The organism is Mesorhizobium sp. M1A.F.Ca.IN.022.06.1.1 (assembly GCF_003952605.1).
Taxonomy (GTDB): Bacteria; Pseudomonadota; Alphaproteobacteria; order Rhizobiales; family Rhizobiaceae; genus Mesorhizobium.
Genome location: NZ_CP034455.1, coordinates 152,967 through 166,693 on the forward strand (window position 1 = coordinate 152,967; position 13,727 = coordinate 166,693).

The 13,727-nt window shown below is 62.7% G+C and carries 17 protein-coding genes and 1 tRNA gene; 11 read left to right on the forward strand and 7 right to left on the reverse strand.

Features of this window, described 5'->3' with window-relative positions:
- Window positions 1-5 precede the first annotated feature (5 nt).
- Window positions 6-827, forward strand: coding sequence for an HTH-type transcriptional regulator BhcR (gene bhcR / locus EJ078_RS00805; RefSeq protein WP_127404176.1), 822 nt, complete (start codon window positions 6-8; stop codon window positions 825-827).
- A 163-nt stretch (window positions 828-990) separates the two neighbouring features.
- Window positions 991-1,413, forward strand: coding sequence for a hypothetical protein (locus EJ078_RS00810; protein WP_127217555.1), 423 nt, complete (start codon window positions 991-993; stop codon window positions 1,411-1,413).
- Window positions 1,414-1,529: 116 nt separating this feature from the next.
- Here the strand turns inward: EJ078_RS00810 and EJ078_RS00815 are convergent, their stop codons facing one another.
- Together EJ078_RS00815 and EJ078_RS00820 are read right to left on the reverse strand one after the other, a co-directional pair.
- The gene (locus EJ078_RS00815; RefSeq protein WP_245457353.1) at window positions 1,530-1,892 is read right to left on the reverse strand and encodes a BA14K family protein; all 363 of its coding nucleotides are present in this window, start codon (window positions 1,890-1,892) and stop codon (window positions 1,530-1,532) included.
- A gap of 233 nt (window positions 1,893-2,125) precedes the next feature.
- Window positions 2,126-2,293, reverse strand: a complete 168-nt coding sequence (locus EJ078_RS00820; RefSeq protein WP_127217504.1) for a hypothetical protein — start codon at window positions 2,291-2,293, stop codon at window positions 2,126-2,128.
- Window positions 2,294-2,444: 151 nt separating this feature from the next.
- Between EJ078_RS00820 and EJ078_RS00825 the strand changes: the two genes are divergently transcribed.
- Window positions 2,445-2,520, forward strand: a tRNA-Thr gene (locus EJ078_RS00825).
- Window positions 2,521-2,588: 68 nt separating this feature from the next.
- Entirely contained in the window at window positions 2,589-2,792 is a 204-nt protein-coding gene (locus EJ078_RS00830) for a DUF2905 domain-containing protein (RefSeq protein ID WP_127217505.1), read from the forward strand.
- Between the two features lie 56 nt (window positions 2,793-2,848).
- Here the strand turns inward: EJ078_RS00830 and EJ078_RS00835 are convergent, their stop codons facing one another.
- Entirely contained in the window at window positions 2,849-3,463 is a 615-nt protein-coding gene (locus tag EJ078_RS00835; RefSeq protein ID WP_066989542.1) for a TetR/AcrR family transcriptional regulator, read from the reverse strand.
- Between the two features lie 92 nt (window positions 3,464-3,555).
- Between EJ078_RS00835 and EJ078_RS00840 the strand changes: the two genes are divergently transcribed.
- The 7 genes from EJ078_RS00840 to EJ078_RS00870 all read left to right on the forward strand — a co-directional run bounded on the left by EJ078_RS00840 (window position 3,556) and on the right by EJ078_RS00870 (window position 11,047).
- Complete coding sequence (locus EJ078_RS00840) at window positions 3,556-4,635, forward strand: spermidine/putrescine ABC transporter substrate-binding protein (protein WP_127217497.1); 1,080 nt, start codon at window positions 3,556-3,558, stop codon at window positions 4,633-4,635.
- 7 nt (window positions 4,636-4,642) lie between these two features.
- Window positions 4,643-5,488, forward strand: coding sequence for an ABC transporter permease (locus tag EJ078_RS00845; RefSeq protein ID WP_208721046.1), 846 nt, complete (start codon window positions 4,643-4,645; stop codon window positions 5,486-5,488).
- A gap of 2 nt (window positions 5,489-5,490) precedes the next feature.
- Window positions 5,491-6,273: an ABC transporter permease gene (locus EJ078_RS00850; protein ID WP_095783289.1), complete on the forward strand. Its 783-nt coding sequence runs from the start codon at window positions 5,491-5,493 to the stop codon at window positions 6,271-6,273.
- The gene (locus EJ078_RS00855; protein ID WP_127217312.1) at window positions 6,270-7,334 is read left to right on the forward strand and encodes an ABC transporter ATP-binding protein; all 1,065 of its coding nucleotides are present in this window, start codon (window positions 6,270-6,272) and stop codon (window positions 7,332-7,334) included. Before EJ078_RS00850 ends, EJ078_RS00855 begins: the two co-directional genes overlap by 4 nt.
- A gap of 4 nt (window positions 7,335-7,338) precedes the next feature.
- Window positions 7,339-8,100 (forward strand): MBL fold metallo-hydrolase, encoded by a 762-nt coding sequence (locus EJ078_RS00860; protein WP_127217311.1) that lies wholly within the window; start codon window positions 7,339-7,341, stop codon window positions 8,098-8,100.
- A 422-nt stretch (window positions 8,101-8,522) separates the two neighbouring features.
- A complete protein-coding gene (locus tag EJ078_RS00865) occupies window positions 8,523-9,296 on the forward strand; it encodes an NAD kinase (RefSeq protein ID WP_095801318.1) in 774 nt (257 codons plus the stop codon).
- A gap of 191 nt (window positions 9,297-9,487) precedes the next feature.
- A complete protein-coding gene (locus EJ078_RS00870) occupies window positions 9,488-11,047 on the forward strand; it encodes a DEAD/DEAH box helicase (protein ID WP_164750574.1) in 1,560 nt (519 codons plus the stop codon).
- 108 nt (window positions 11,048-11,155) lie between these two features.
- Here the strand turns inward: EJ078_RS00870 and EJ078_RS00875 are convergent, their stop codons facing one another.
- From EJ078_RS00875 to EJ078_RS00890, 4 genes are all read right to left on the reverse strand, one after another.
- Window positions 11,156-11,764 carry a hypothetical protein gene (locus tag EJ078_RS00875; RefSeq protein ID WP_067321556.1) on the reverse strand — a complete coding sequence of 203 codons (609 nt, stop codon included), beginning with the start codon at window positions 11,762-11,764 and terminating at the stop codon, window positions 11,156-11,158.
- A 246-nt stretch (window positions 11,765-12,010) separates the two neighbouring features.
- Window positions 12,011-12,661 (reverse strand): OmpA family protein, encoded by a 651-nt coding sequence (locus EJ078_RS00880; RefSeq protein ID WP_095783284.1) that lies wholly within the window; start codon window positions 12,659-12,661, stop codon window positions 12,011-12,013.
- Between the two features lie 100 nt (window positions 12,662-12,761).
- Window positions 12,762-13,130 (reverse strand): GFA family protein, encoded by a 369-nt coding sequence (locus EJ078_RS00885; protein ID WP_095801315.1) that lies wholly within the window; start codon window positions 13,128-13,130, stop codon window positions 12,762-12,764.
- 172 nt (window positions 13,131-13,302) lie between these two features.
- The gene (locus EJ078_RS00890) at window positions 13,303-13,680 is read right to left on the reverse strand and encodes a hypothetical protein (protein WP_095801362.1); all 378 of its coding nucleotides are present in this window, start codon (window positions 13,678-13,680) and stop codon (window positions 13,303-13,305) included.
- Between the last annotated feature and the right edge of the window lie 47 nt (window positions 13,681-13,727).

Sequence of the window (13,727 nt, forward strand, 5' to 3'; positions counted from 1 at the left end):
CGTGCATGGAAACCACGGAAAAACGCCAACGCGGCCGGCCGCGTGCCTTCAACGGCCCGCAGGAAGCGGCTTCAGTGCAGTCGCTCGACCGCGCGCTGCGCATCCTGGCGATCGTCGCGGACGCCAGCGGCTTGTCCTTGAGCGAGATCGCGGCGCGCAGCGGCATCGCCGCCTCAACGGCCTACCGCATGCTGACGACGCTGGAGAACCACGGCATGGTCGAGTTCGACTCGACCGACCAGCTCTGGTCGATCGGCGTCGAGACCTACCGCATGGGCGCCGCCTTCCTGCGCCGCCGCAAGCTGGTCGACCGCGCCCGCATCGTCATGCAGGAACTGATGGAAGAGACCGGCGAGACCGCCAATCTGGGCGTCGCCGAGGACGATTGCGTGGTTTTCGTCAGTCAGGTCGAGACGCATCAGGCGATCCGGGCCTTCTTCCGGCCGGGCACGCGCAGTTCCTTCCATGCATCAGGCATCGGCAAGGCGGTGCTGGCGCATCTCGAGCCGGAGCGGGTCGCCGCCATCCTGCGCAAGGCCGGCCTGCAGCGCTTCACCGACAAGACGCTCTCCGACATCTCGGCGCTGGCTCATGATCTGGCGACCATCAAGCATCGCGGCTGGTCGGTCGACGACGAGGAACGCCATCCCGGCATGCGCTGCGTCGCCGCTGCCATCTTCAACGAGTTCGGCGAGCCGATCGGCGGCGTTTCCGTGTCCGGCCCGACGGTGCGGGTGACGCCCGAGCGCCTGGCCGAGATCGGCCCGCTGGTGCGAGAGGCCGCGGCCGAGGTGACGAAGATGATCGGCGGCGTGAAAGCCTACTGACTGCGACAGCTTTTGTTTGCGCATGACCCCGGCGTCATGCGCCGGGCAGCGCGCTCTCGGCCGCCATCTCGGGACGGCCAGACTAAACGTATCGCTGTACACCCTCGGCTGCATGGGCCCTGCCGTCTTGCCGCGGCGTTCGAATGCATGCGAAAGGGCGTGGATGCGGAAAACGGTTCAACTCTTGCTCGCCGCTTCACTTTGCGGATGCGCTGCCACGACACCGGTGCCGGACTCGAACGGGCAGCGCGTCGATTCCATACCGATCTCGCTCGCCCTCGAGGAGATCATTACCGCCGGCGTCCGCCAGTACTTGAAGGATCCAGTCTCGGCGAAGTTCGGGACGATGCTTGCCGGTGAGCGGACGTTGAACGGCCGCCATGAGATCGTGGTTTGCGGCTTTGTCGACGACAAGCGCTCGGCCGGCGGCTCCAGCGACGGCAAAGCCTTCATTGCCAAGGTCAACCCGGATGCCGGAAACAGCTTCGAACTTGTCGCGATGAGCGGTGAAACGTCTAATGCCGGGCTTGCCGTTGCCGGCGCTTGCCGCAGCGCGGGATTGGCGATCGAGGCCAAGACTTCGTAGCACCAAACGAAAAAGGGGCCGCGAAGCCCCCTTTCCGGTTGCCGAGACGGTGGCTCTCCTCTTGTTTTACGCAATTCCGGACGGAAAACCGCTATGCGCTTTTCCTGGAACTGCTCTCAGAGGCGGCAATAATGCGGATAGCCGTCGTAGCCGATGTAGGTGTTCGAGCCCGGATCGTAGCTGGCATAGCGGGCCATGCAGCGGCGAACATGCCAGGAACCGTGGTAGCCATCCTCGACATAGACCGTCCGCGGCTGCTGAGCGAGCAGGTTGCCCAGGACGAAGCCGCCAACGCCGGCGGCGATGCCGATGCCGAGCTCGCGGCGGTGATGATGGTCGTGAGCGGCCGAAGGCTGGACGGTGCCGGCCAGCGTGCCGGCGGCAACAGAGGTGGCGATAAGGGTCGAAACGAGCGTGCGCTTGAACATGATGATCTCCTTGGTTTCCTGACCGAGGCGATCCATCCGCCTCTTGATCATCTGTCGTTGCAGCGCGGAAAAGGTTCGAAGTTTTTTTCTGATTTTTTTGAGTGGCCGGAAGCGGCTCAAATCTTTCGGAACTGCCCCTATCCTTGATCGAGGCGACCATTCGCCTCTGGCGATCAGTTGTGGCGGAGCGGCGGCAAAAGGTACGATGGATTGGGTAAATAGTGGATGGTGAATAGCGAATGGTCCAGAAAACGCCGCCTTTCACCATTCACCATTCACTCCCCTCACCCTATTCCCGTGACGTGCCGCAGCCAGAAGGCGAGCACGATGAAGCCGATGATCGTGGTGACGCCCGTCCAGTCGATGTTGGCCTTCTTCAGATCGCTGACGGCCTTCATCAGGAGAAGCCAGGTCACGACGATGAGCGGCAGGATGATGACGAATCTGATCATGCGACACCCCGTTCGACGCGATTGCACCCGACAGAGATGTAGGAAGCGGCGCGCCGCTTTTCAGCATGCCGACTAAGCCAAGCGGTCCATTAGCAACCCAAAACGGAGTTTTGTCTTTACTGGCGCACGAAATGTGCTACCGGAGCGCCGTGCCCTTGTAGCTCAGCTGGTAGAGCAGCGGTTTTGTAAACCGAAGGTCGCGGGTTCGATCCCTGCCGGGGGCACCATCCTTCGCTCTGCCAGCTTTCGAGCATCACTATATTCTGGCAATGCGCTATTTCCGGCAGGTGCTGCCATGTCGCGAACTCTGATCGTCATTGGCCTCAGCATAGTTGCCGCTGGCCTGCTGTGGCCATGGGTGACCAGGATCGGCATCGGCAGGTTGCCCGGTGATATCGTGATCGAGCGCGAGAATTTCAGGCTCTACGTTCCCATCACCACGGGAATTCTGATCAGTGTGGTTCTCTCGACCATTCTGTGGCTGATCAACCGTCAGTGAGTACGTTCGGCCGCGACGCTTTGCTGAAAGCCCTCTACCTGCTCGCTCTTGATCTTCTATACGCCGATCGCAGCCACCAAGATCCGGTTCTGCCGCCTTATCGCCGCGCGCAGCTCCGGGATTTTCGCCTCGTCGCGCTTCACGAACTCGATGAACATCATGTTCATGTTGTTGAAGATCAACTCGCCCACCGCCGGGCCATCGATGTCTGACCGAACCAGGCCGATCTCCTGCAGGCGGGCGATCAGCGCCCGGATCTGTTCGGTCAAGGCGCGGTCGAGCGCGGTATAGGCCTGGCCGAAAGGGCTGTCGGGCAATTGGGTCGAGATTGCCATCGCCTGCCGCCACATCTCCTTGCTCAGGTAATTCAGCGAGTGCTCGATATAGATGCCGATCAGCCTGTCGAGCGCGTCGCCGACATCGGCCGGCGGGCTGCCGACCACGCCTTGCCCGGCATTCAGCACCTCGTTGACCTCCATAGCGACGATGGCGCCGAGGATGTCACCCTTATTCTGGTAGTAATTGTAGATCGTACCGATCGAGACCTCTGCCTGCGCAGCTATGGCCTCGATCTTGGCGCCTTCATAGCCGGCCTCACGAAAAAGCTCCGTCGCCGCATCGATGATGCGGCGGTGCCTATCCGCCTTCTGCCGTGCGCGCAATCCGCTCATATCGGCCTCTCTGCCATAAAATCATAATTGACTCAATTTTAGAATTGGTTCAACTTTTCCTCAACAAGCCAGCAAGGCAGGGAGAACACTCGATGACCGTCAATGTCCGGAATCCGCTTTCCAGCCTCAAGTCCCGTCTCGGAGCCGCCTGCGCTGCTGTGGCGCTGCTCGCTACGAGTGGCGCTCAGGCCGCCGATCTCAACGCGCTGATCTGGTGCGACCACTCCGATCCGGCGCTGCTGCAGCCCTTCGAGGAGGCCAACAACGTCAAGGTCAACGTCAAGGAATTCGAGGGCACAGGCGCAGGACTTGCGATCGTCGATCAATCGCAGCCGGGCGATTGGGACGTGATGGTGATCGATTCCATCGACGTGCCGCGCGGTGTCGAGAAAGGCCTGTTCGAGCCGCTGCCGGAGAACAAGCTGCCTTTCGCCGACCTCTTTCCGGAAGTGAAAATGGACAAGTCCACCGTGGTCGACGGCAAGCGCTACGGCATCACCGAAAAGTTCGGCTACAACACGATCGGCTTCAACAAGACCAAGGTCGATCCGGCCGACATGCAGTCGCTGGCTTCGCTGACCAGCGACAAATACAAGGGCAAGATCGCGATCTACGACTATTACCTGCCGGTCATCGGCATGGCGGCTCTGGCGATCGGCAAGAAGACAGCCGACCTCACCGAGGCAGACCTGCCCGCTCTCAAGGCCGAGCTGCTCAAGATGAAGGCCAACGCCAAGCTGGTCGGGGAAGTCACCGCCAGCCAGACCGCGCTTGCGACCGGCGAGGTGGACGTCCTTGTCGGCGGCGGCGAGTGGGTAACTGCGGGGCTCGCCAAGGAAAACCCGGCGCTCGACTTCTCGATCCCCAAGGAAGGCGCGGTGCTGTGGTCGCAATCGCTTGCCATGTTCAAGGAATCCAAGAACAAGGACATGGCGCTAAAATTCATTCAGTACATCCTGAGCCCGGAAGGCCAGGCGCGCCTTGCCACCTCCTCCTGCTACTGGGGCATGCCGTCCAACAAGAAGGCAGCGCTCACCGACGAGCAGAAGAAGATCCTGCGCTTCGACGAGCAGCCCGGCTTTCTCGCCCGCGCCCAGGCCTATCCGGCGCCGAACGCCGATCTCGACAAGAAGATGCAGGACATGTGGACCGAAATGCTGCAGGCACAGTAATCGGCCGATGAGCGGTTCCGGAGGTAGCCCGCGTGCCCTGCCCTGGGCGCTGGTCACGCCGGCGTTGGCTTGGACGCTTCTGTTCTTCGTGCTGCCCTTCGTTGCCATGGGATTGTCGAGCCTGACGGCGCATGAAGGCGGCGGCTTCACTTTGGCCAATTACAGCCAGTTCTTCACCGATCCATCCTACTGGCGGGCGATGGTGAACTCGCTGCAGGTGACCGCAATCGTCACCGTGATTTCGATCGTGCTCGCCTACCCATTCGCCTGGATCCTCGCCGAACAAGTACCGGAGCGCTGGCAGCGATTGGCACTGATGCTCGCCGTGCTGCCGTTCTGGACGTCTTACGTCGTGCGCTCCTATTCCTGGCTGCTCGTGCTGGCGCAGAACGGCGTCATCAATCGGGCGCTCACCGGCATCGGCTTGGTCGCGGAGCCGCTGCAGCTTGCGAACACTCGGTTCGCTACCGTCACCGGCTTCGTCCACTTCTTCGTCATGCTGCTGACGCTCACCATCTTCGCCAATCTGAAACAACTCAGCCCGAGCTATCGCAAGGCGGCCGCCGACCTCGGTGCCGGGCCGGTGCGGACCTTCCTGCATGTCGTGCTGCCGCTGACCCTGCCCGGTATCATGATCGGGGCTTTCCTCACCTTCGTACTCTGCATCGGCGACTACATCACGCCGCAGATCCTCGGCGGCAACAACGAGCTGCTCATGCCGCAACTGGTCATGATGCAGATCGGCCGGCGCGGCGATTTTCCGCTGGCCTCGGCGCTTTCGATCATCCTGATGGCCGTCGTCACCGTCGCCTATCTCGCCTGCGCCCGCTGGCTGAAGATCGAGCGGGCTTGACCATGCGTGCTGCCGTCCGCCTCGCTGCCTGGCTCTACGCGATCGCCGTCTACGGCTTCATCTTCCTGCCGGTGGTCGTGCTGATACTGTTCTCGCTGCAGGCGACCTCTTTCCCCATCCCGCCTTTCACCGGCCCGTCGCTGCGCTGGTACCAGGCGGTGCTGTCCGATGCACGCCTCACCTCCGCGCTGGTCAATTCGCTGCTGGTGGCGGTGCTGTCCTCGCTCGCATCCGTCACGCTCGGCTTCCTTTCCGCCTGGGGTTTCGCGCGCTTCGTGCTGCCGGGCTCGGCCCTGCTGCGCGGGCTGATCACGCTGCCGCTCACCGTCAGCTATCTGATCATCGGCATGGGGCTGCTGGTGCTGTTCAACTGGGCCGGCGTGCCGAAATCGCTCATCGCCGCCGGCATCGGTCATGTGGTGATCAACCTGCCGCTCTGCTTCGCCATCATCTACAGCCAGATGGGCGACCACCAGATCAACATCGAGCGCGCCGCGCGCGACCTCGGCGCTCCCGAATGGAAGGTGCTGCTGATGATCACCGTGCCGGTCATGGCGCCGGCGATCTTCGCCGGCTTCTTCCTGTCGATGACCTTCTCCTGGGACGAGTTCGTCATCTCCTTCCTGCTCACTCGATTCGAGACGACGCTCCCGGTCGAGATCTGGAACCTCTTGCGCTCCGGCCTCAATCCCAAGACCAATGCCGTCGGCTCGCTGGTCTTTGCGGTCTCGATTGTGCTCGTGGTGCTGTTCGAATTGACCCTGCTGCGGAGAAAGCCGGCATGAGCGCCCCATTGGTCGACATCCGCAACGTCTCGCATCGTTTCGGCCTCCTCGCCGTTTTGAAGAACGTCTCGCTCGCGATCGAGCCCGGCAGCTACACGATCCTCCTCGGCCCGTCCGGCTCCGGCAAGACGACGCTGCTTTCGATCCTTGGCGGCTTCGTCACCCCCAGCGAAGGCGAGGTGTTCATTCGCGGCGCGGATTGCACCGCCGTGCCGCCGGCCAAGCGCCCGACGACGACCGTCTTCCAGGACTACGCGCTGTTCCCGCATATGAGCGTCGGTAAGAATGTCGGCTTCGGGCTGCGCATGCAGGGCGTCGATGGCGCGACGCGGACGGCAAAGGCACGCGAAGCGCTCGCCCTCGTCGGGCTTGCAGACTCCTCCGACAAGAAGCCGCACCAGCTCTCCGGTGGCCAGCGCCAGCGCGTCGCGCTGGCGCGCGCGCTGGTCATCGAGCCGGCGGTGCTGTTGCTCGACGAGCCGCTCGGCGCGCTGGATCTTAAGCTGCGCCGGCAGATGCAGGACGAGTTGAAAGCGATCCAGAAGCGGGTCGGCACCGCTTTCGTCCATGTCACGCACGACCAGGAAGAAGCGATGGCGCTGGCCGACCATTGCGTGGTGATGAATGATGGGCGCATCGAGGACGAAGGCGCGCCCGAGCGGGTCTATGCGCGGCCGAAGACTCGCTTCTCGGCGACCTTCATGGGCGAAAGCACGATTCTCGCAGGCAAAGCCGGCGAAACGCAGGATGGACGCGTCGAAGTCGCGACCAGGCTCGGGCCGATCTCGCTGCCCGGCACTGCGCCGGCTGGCGCGGCTGTGGCGCTTGCCATCCGGCCCGAGCACCTCATCCTTGCGGGAGCGAAAGGCGACGTCGCGCTCGGCACCGCCAAAGTGAGCGACGTCGTTTTCCAAGGGAGCTTCAAGCGGGTGCTCGCCACCTCGGCGCAGGATCCTACATTGCAGTTCATCGCCAAGGCACCAGCTCCCGCGACCGTCCAGGCCGGCGACACGGTCGCGGTTTCATGCAATGCTCAAGACATCATCCTGCTGGCGGACTGATCCAATGAGCATGCTTCCGGTCATCGAGGCTCCGGACTGGTACGAGGCCATCCGCATGGGCGACGACGTCACGCTCATCCATGAGCCATGGATAAAGCCGTTCTTCCGCTGCAACATCTGGCATGTGCGCGGCCGCGACCGCGATCTTTTGTTCGATACCGGCCTCGGCCATGTCAGCCTGCGGCGCCATGTGCCGCTGGTCACCGAACGCAAGCTTGTCTGCGTCGCCAGCCACACGCATTTCGACCACATCGGCTGCCACCACGAATTTCCGGATCGCTGCGTGCATTCGGCTGAAGCCAAAATCCTCGCGGATCCGCGCAACGAGTGGACCGTCGCCGACCGCTACGCGACAGACGAGATGTTCGACGGCATGCCCGACGGATGGGATACGGCCAGCTACCGCATCCCGCCTGCGCCGGCCAACCGGCTGCTTGAGCAGGGCGACGTTGTCGATCTCGGCGATCGTGCCTTCGAGGTCATCCACACGCCTGGCCACTCACCCGGCGGCATCGCGCTCTACGAGCGAAAGACCCGCATCCTCTTGTCCGGCGACATCGTCTATGACGGGCCGCTGATCGACGGCGTCTACCACTCCGATATCGGCGACTATGTCGAGACGCTGCTTGCCATGCGCGACCTCGACGTCTCGGTCGTGCATGGCGGCCATTTCCCGAGCTTCGGCAAGGTGCGCTACCGCCAGGTGATCGACGAGTATCTCGCGCAGAAGCGGCAGGCGGGCTGTCACCTGCTGCAGAACCGCTAGCGCTTTAAAGCGCCCTTTGCGGACAGGGCATCCCGGCGGCGTCGCCGCAGCGGGAGGCCGTCGGATGCGGCCGCTGGCTCATCTCCTCCGAGTGGCGCACAAGCTCGGCGAACATGAGGGCGAAACTTCCCATCATCAGGAAGACTATGATCAGACGCGTCACCGGCAATAGACAGGTCTCTCGACTGGCCAGCCCCCGCCAACCCATCCACTGCCGGCTAACATGATCGATCCGGCTTTACGAGTGTTTAAGCCTGGTCTTAACCATTACAGCCATCACATTCGTTGCATGGCTGTCACGAAGCGCGAGCGCCAACGCCTATCCGCATGGCGGGGCGCACCGCCCTTTGCAGATGCGGTCGGCGCATGCTACGCCGTCGCCTGCGCGACCGGCAGGCGGTAGCGGTCGCCGTTCGGGATCCATGAGCAAAGAAACCAGCCGTTTCGCCTTCGTCTCTTCCGACACCGACGACGCCCGCGCGGCGCTGGAAACCTTGTCGGCGCGCTATGGGCAAATACCTGTCGCCGAGGCGGAGATCATCATCGCGCTCGGCGGTGACGGCTTCCTGCTGCAGACGCTGCGCGACACGATGAGCACGGGCAAGAAGGTCTACGGGATGAACCGTGGCACCATCGGCTTCCTGATGAACGAATATCGCGCCGGCGGTCTCGATGAACGCATTTCGAAAGCGGTATCCGAGACGATCCGCCCACTGGAAATGCAGGCGGTGACTCACGAGGGCGAAACGATCTCGGCGCTGGCGATCAACGAAGTGGCGCTTTGGCGCCAATCCTATCAGACCGCGAAAATACGCATCACCGTCGACGAGCAGGTGCGGCTGGAGGAATTGAACTGCGACGGCGTCATGATCGCGACACCCGCTGGTTCGACAGCCTACAATCTGTCGGCGCACGGGCCGATCCTACCGCTCGACGCGCCGCTTTTGGCGCTAACGCCGGTGAGCCCCTTCCGGCCTCGGCGCTGGCGCGGCGCGCTGCTCTCCAACAGAGCGATCGTGCGCTTCGACATATTGGAGTCGGAAAAGCGCCCGGTGAACGCAGCCGCCGACCACACCGAGGTCAAAGCGATCGCCTCTGTCACGGTGCGGGAATCGCCGACCGCGACGGCGACGTTGCTGTTCGATCCCAATCATTCATGGAACGAGCGTATTCTTGCCGAGCAATTCCGCTATTGAGCCGGTAGAAGACAATAACCCCGATTAAGCATCGCAATTAAGGTTACGTGTTCACAATCCGCCGGATTCCCGGCCGTTTCTGTTGACAAATCGCGGACTTGCGCCTAACTGCAACCCGATCTTGCAGGCGCGCGGCGCCCGCCGCAACGCGTGTTGCGATTTTTCCCGAACCAGCCAAAGACAGCCACAACTTGTCCGCAGACACTCAGACCGCTCAAGAAGCGTTGACGTTCACAGACCTCGGCCTGTCGCCGAAGGTCCTCTCCGCAGTCACCGATGCCGGCTACACCAAGCCTACCCCGATCCAGTCCGGCGCCATTCCGCATGCGCTGCTCGGGAAGGATGTGTTGGGCATTGCGCAGACAGGCACCGGCAAGACCGCTTCCTTCGTGCTGCCGATGCTGACCCGGCTGGAAAAGGGCCGTGCGCGTGCCCGCATGCCGCGCACGCTGATCCTCGAGCCGACACGTGAGCTCGCCGCCCAGGTTGAGGAAAACTTCGTCAAATACGGCAAGAACCACAAGCTCAACATCGCGCTGCTGATCGGCGGCGTCTCCTTCGAGGAGCAGGACAAGAAGCTGGAGCGCGGCGCCGATGTGCTGATCGCCACGCCCGGCCGGCTGCTCGACCACCGCGAGCGCGGCAAGCTCTTGCTCAACGGCGTCGAGATCCTCGTCATCGACGAGGCCGACCGTATGCTCGATATGGGCTTCATCCCGGATATCGAGCGCATCTGCGAGATGATCCCGTTCACGCGCCAGACCTTGTTCTTCTCGGCGACCATGCCGCCGGAAATCACCAAGCTCACCGAGAAATTCCTGCATGCGCCGGTGCGCGTCGAGGTATCCAGAGCCGCTTCCACCGCGACCAGCATCACGCAGCGCCTGGTGAAGTCAGGCTCCAAGCCGTGGGACAAGCGCGAGACGCTTCGCAATCTCATGCGGGCCGAAGAGTCCGATCTGAAGAACGCCATCATCTTCTGCAACCGCAAGGTCGAAGTGTCGGAGCTTTTCCGCTCGCTGCTGAAGCATGATTTCGACGCCGGCGCGCTGCATGGCGACATGGATCAGCGCGCCCGCATGCAGATGCTTGCCAATTTCCGCGATGGCAAGCTGCGTTACCTCGTCGCCTCGGACGTCGCCGCCCGCGGCCTCGATATTCCAGACGTCAGCCACGTCTTCAACTACGACGTGCCGATCCATGCAGAGGATTATGTCCACCGTATCGGGCGCACCGGCCGGGCCGGCCGCTCCGGAAAATCCTTCACCATCGCGACGCGCTCCGACACCAAATATGTCGACGCCATCGAAAAGCTGATTGGCGCCAAGATCGAATGGCATGACGGCGACCTGTCAACGGTCGCCGAGAGCGAAGGCGAAGAAGCGCCTCGCCGTGGCCGCGGCGCGCCGCGGCGCGCCGGTCGCAAGGACGAGGACCGCAAGAGCCGTGGCGAGCGCAAGAAAAGCGCGGACCGCCACGCCAGGCACAGCGACGACGAGACGCCGGAGACACCACGCGAAGAGCAGCCGGTGGCCGAGATTGCCGATATTGCCGAGCGCCGCGCCCGCAAGGATGCGATCCGTTCCGAGAACGACCGCAAGGGTTTCGACAACCGCAACGAGCAGCGCGGGGCTTCCCGTCCTCAGCGCGACCACAGCCGCCCTGGCCGCCACCGCCATGAAGAGGACGACGCGACCGTCGGCTTCGGCGATGACGTGCCCGCCTTCATGCGCATCGTCGCGAAGGTCTGACCTCAATACCGCGTCGGCAACAACGAGGCGGCCCCGAATGGGGCCGTTCCTCTACTGCCGCTTCGCTTGAAGGATACAAGCGCTTTGCCGGGATTGTCCTGCTGCCGCTTACATCGGGCCGGGCATCATCTTGGTCGGCTTCTCCAGCATCGGAAACTCGGCGTCGCTGCATTTCACCTTCGGATTCGTCGGGCTGAACATGCCGTTCGGATTGTCCCTGAACAGCCAGGCGTGAAGATCGTAATGGACGAACTCCTTCGGGATGAGCGGATAATGCCCCTCCATCGGACCCATGAATTTCTGGCCGAATAGGCTCGGTGGTTCCTTGACATCCGGCGTCAAGGGCACCAGCCATTCTACGGCGACCAGCTTCAAGCCTTTCTTGGTCGGTTCGTAAATGAGCACGTTGGGCTTCATCGGGTCGAGCTTCTGGCCGACGCTCGGAACGTTGACGAAATGGATGCCCATGGCGCCCTTCGGATATTCCATCGTGCCCGGAATCTTCTCGCCCGAGTAATAGACGCAGCCGACGGTCGACAGATAGAGGTCGCGAACGGCGGCCGTGTAGTCCTCATATTTGGCCAGCGATTTTTTCAGAGCTTCGATGTCGGCCTTGTTGGCGTCTTCGGCTCGGGCCGTGTCGGCTCCAACCCATGCGCCCAAGAGCCCAGTTAAAACGAGGACGCCGCAGCGCCCAAGGCGAGTCGTTCTTGTCATGCATTCCTCCCAGATTCTTGAACTGGCCGTGCAAGACCGAGGCGGAAAAATGCTGATTGCGCGGCCGGTTGTACCGCCTCGTCCCCGCTGGACAGCGTCGATGCTAGTCCTTTCCAAGGCGATGGAAAGGCATCAATTAGAACTAGCTAAGGCCCCGATGCCTTTTCCCATCTCGAGGTCAAAAACAAAACGGCCCTCGCGGGGCCGTTTTGCATAGTAGAGTAGTTCTCCTGGCAGCAGCTTCTATCAGGTCAGCGGCGACAGCTGGATCTCGACGCGACGGTTCTGGGCGCGACCGGCAGCTGTCGCGTTGGAAGCAACCGGACGTGTCTTGCCGAAGCCGGTGACGGCGAAGCGGCGGGAATCGACGCCCTGGCCCGACAGGTAGTTGGCGACGGCCAGCGCACGGCGCTGCGACAGGTCGAAATTGTGCTCGTCGCCGCCGGTCGAGTCGGTGTGGCCGAAGACGTCGACGGTCGTCTGGCGGAACTTGTTCAGCACCAGCGCCACCGAGTTCAGCACCGGATAGAAGCCCGGCTTCACCGCGTCCTGGTCGACGTTGAAGGTGATGTCGGACGGCATGTTGAGAATGATCTGGTCGCCGCTGCGGGTGACGCTGACGCCGGTGCCCTGCAGCTGACGGCGAAGCTCGGCCTCGTTCTGGTCCATCGTCGCGCCGATCGCGCCGCCGGCAAGGGCGCCGATGCCCGCACCGATTAGCGCGTTGCGGCGGTCGTTGCCGCCGGCCAGCAGACCAAGGCTGGCACCCGCCAACGCGCCGAGGCCGGCGCCGGCCGCGGTGTTGGAGATCTTCTGGTCGCCGGTATACGGATCGGTGGTGGTGCAGGCGCTCACGAGCACAGCCGTCGCCACGGCGACGAGCACGGTCTTCTTCATAAGATTGTCCCTCTCCAAATCGCGGCCGTTGCAGCCGCGCCAAATCAGCCCTTCCGCACGCGTTGTACCATGAATTGCGGCAAAAAGCGGAACGGCAAAGCTACCAGAGGTTCTTGCCGTCGATCACCACCACTTCGACCCTGTCCAGGTCGAAGTCGTCGAACAGGCGAGAGTTGACGCTGATCCTCGGGTTGTCGAAGTCGGGCTGGCCCGTCGACCAGTCCGGCGTTTCGGTGAAGGTGCCGCAGCCGCAGGTCGAGCAGAAACCATGCTTTATGGTTTTCGAGCCCCAGCGGTAGAAGGAGACGTTCTTAGGTGGGCTGGTGAGCTTGAATTGCGACGGGACGTAATAGGCCCAGAGCGACCCGCGCTTGGAGCAGAATGAGCAGGTGCATTGCGTCACCGTCTGCGGCGCCTCGGAGACTTCGAAAGTCGTGGCCTTGCAGTGGCAGCTTCCCTTGATCATCATGGATCTCTCCCTTGTCCGCCTGCCCGCACAGTTCCGTGCGGAAGACGCCGCGGAACTTCTGTGGCAGCAAGGCAACATAAAGAAGTCGTCCTGACAACCGTCCGTCAACAGGCGCGGTAGCGCCCGGTCGAGAGGCTCACATTGCTTTCGGCACTGCCTGGCCGCGGCAATCCTAGTAAGAGGGCGGCGGCACGAACAGGCAGATGGTCTTGCCGGCGTCCAATCCGGCCTGGTGCGCGCACCAGTGATATTCGCCATCAGGCGAATCCTTGACCCGCTTGTCGCTGTAGGCGACCACCTCGCCCGTGCCTTTTATCACATAGCCTTCCGGCCGCTCGCCGATCGATGTCTGTGGCACCTCCTTGCAGTCGTAGTTGGCGCAGCAGGCAAAGGGATAGCTCCAGGCTTGCGGAAGCACCGCCGTAGGTTTGGCGTCGTGCGCGACGGCAGTAGCGGTCAGCATCATGGTCCCGAAGGTGGCGAACAGGGACAACAGGAGCCGGCCGGCCGGGCGAACGGCTCGGGCCGATCTTGACTTGGCAGCAGACATCGAAGCGTTCCTTTCGAGCATCAAGCGTTTTGTCGCTTGCCCGTTCC

Bases quoted from the DNA above. Each gene is read 5' to 3' on its own strand.
- EJ078_RS00885 (WP_095801315.1), bottom strand. From the start codon at position 13,130: ATGATGATCAAGGGAAGCTGCCACTGCAAGGCCACGACTTTCGAAGTC.
- bhcR (WP_127404176.1), top strand. From the start codon at position 6: ATGGAAACCACGGAAAAACGCCAACGCGGCCGGCCGCGTGCCTTCAAC.
- EJ078_RS00835 (WP_066989542.1), bottom strand. From the start codon at position 3,463: ATGAGCGGATTGCGCGCACGGCAGAAGGCGGATAGGCACCGCCGCATC.
- EJ078_RS00820 (WP_127217504.1), bottom strand. From the start codon at position 2,293: ATGATCAGATTCGTCATCATCCTGCCGCTCATCGTCGTGACCTGGCTT.
- EJ078_RS00845 (WP_208721046.1), top strand. From the start codon at position 4,643: ATGAGCGGTTCCGGAGGTAGCCCGCGTGCCCTGCCCTGGGCGCTGGTC.
- EJ078_RS00880 (WP_095783284.1), bottom strand. From the start codon at position 12,661: ATGAAGAAGACCGTGCTCGTCGCCGTGGCGACGGCTGTGCTCGTGAGC.
- EJ078_RS00840 (WP_127217497.1), top strand. From the start codon at position 3,556: ATGACCGTCAATGTCCGGAATCCGCTTTCCAGCCTCAAGTCCCGTCTC.
- EJ078_RS00830 (WP_127217505.1), top strand. From the start codon at position 2,589: ATGTCGCGAACTCTGATCGTCATTGGCCTCAGCATAGTTGCCGCTGGC.
- EJ078_RS00860 (WP_127217311.1), top strand. From the start codon at position 7,339: ATGAGCATGCTTCCGGTCATCGAGGCTCCGGACTGGTACGAGGCCATC.
- EJ078_RS00865 (WP_095801318.1), top strand. From the start codon at position 8,523: ATGAGCAAAGAAACCAGCCGTTTCGCCTTCGTCTCTTCCGACACCGAC.
- EJ078_RS00815 (WP_245457353.1), bottom strand. From the start codon at position 1,892: ATGATCAAGAGGCGGATGGATCGCCTCGGTCAGGAAACCAAGGAGATC.
- EJ078_RS00875 (WP_067321556.1), bottom strand. From the start codon at position 11,764: ATGACAAGAACGACTCGCCTTGGGCGCTGCGGCGTCCTCGTTTTAACT.
- EJ078_RS00850 (WP_095783289.1), top strand. From the start codon at position 5,491: ATGCGTGCTGCCGTCCGCCTCGCTGCCTGGCTCTACGCGATCGCCGTC.
- EJ078_RS00890 (WP_095801362.1), bottom strand. From the start codon at position 13,680: ATGTCTGCTGCCAAGTCAAGATCGGCCCGAGCCGTTCGCCCGGCCGGC.
- EJ078_RS00810 (WP_127217555.1), top strand. From the start codon at position 991: ATGCGGAAAACGGTTCAACTCTTGCTCGCCGCTTCACTTTGCGGATGC.
- EJ078_RS00855 (WP_127217312.1), top strand. From the start codon at position 6,270: ATGAGCGCCCCATTGGTCGACATCCGCAACGTCTCGCATCGTTTCGGC.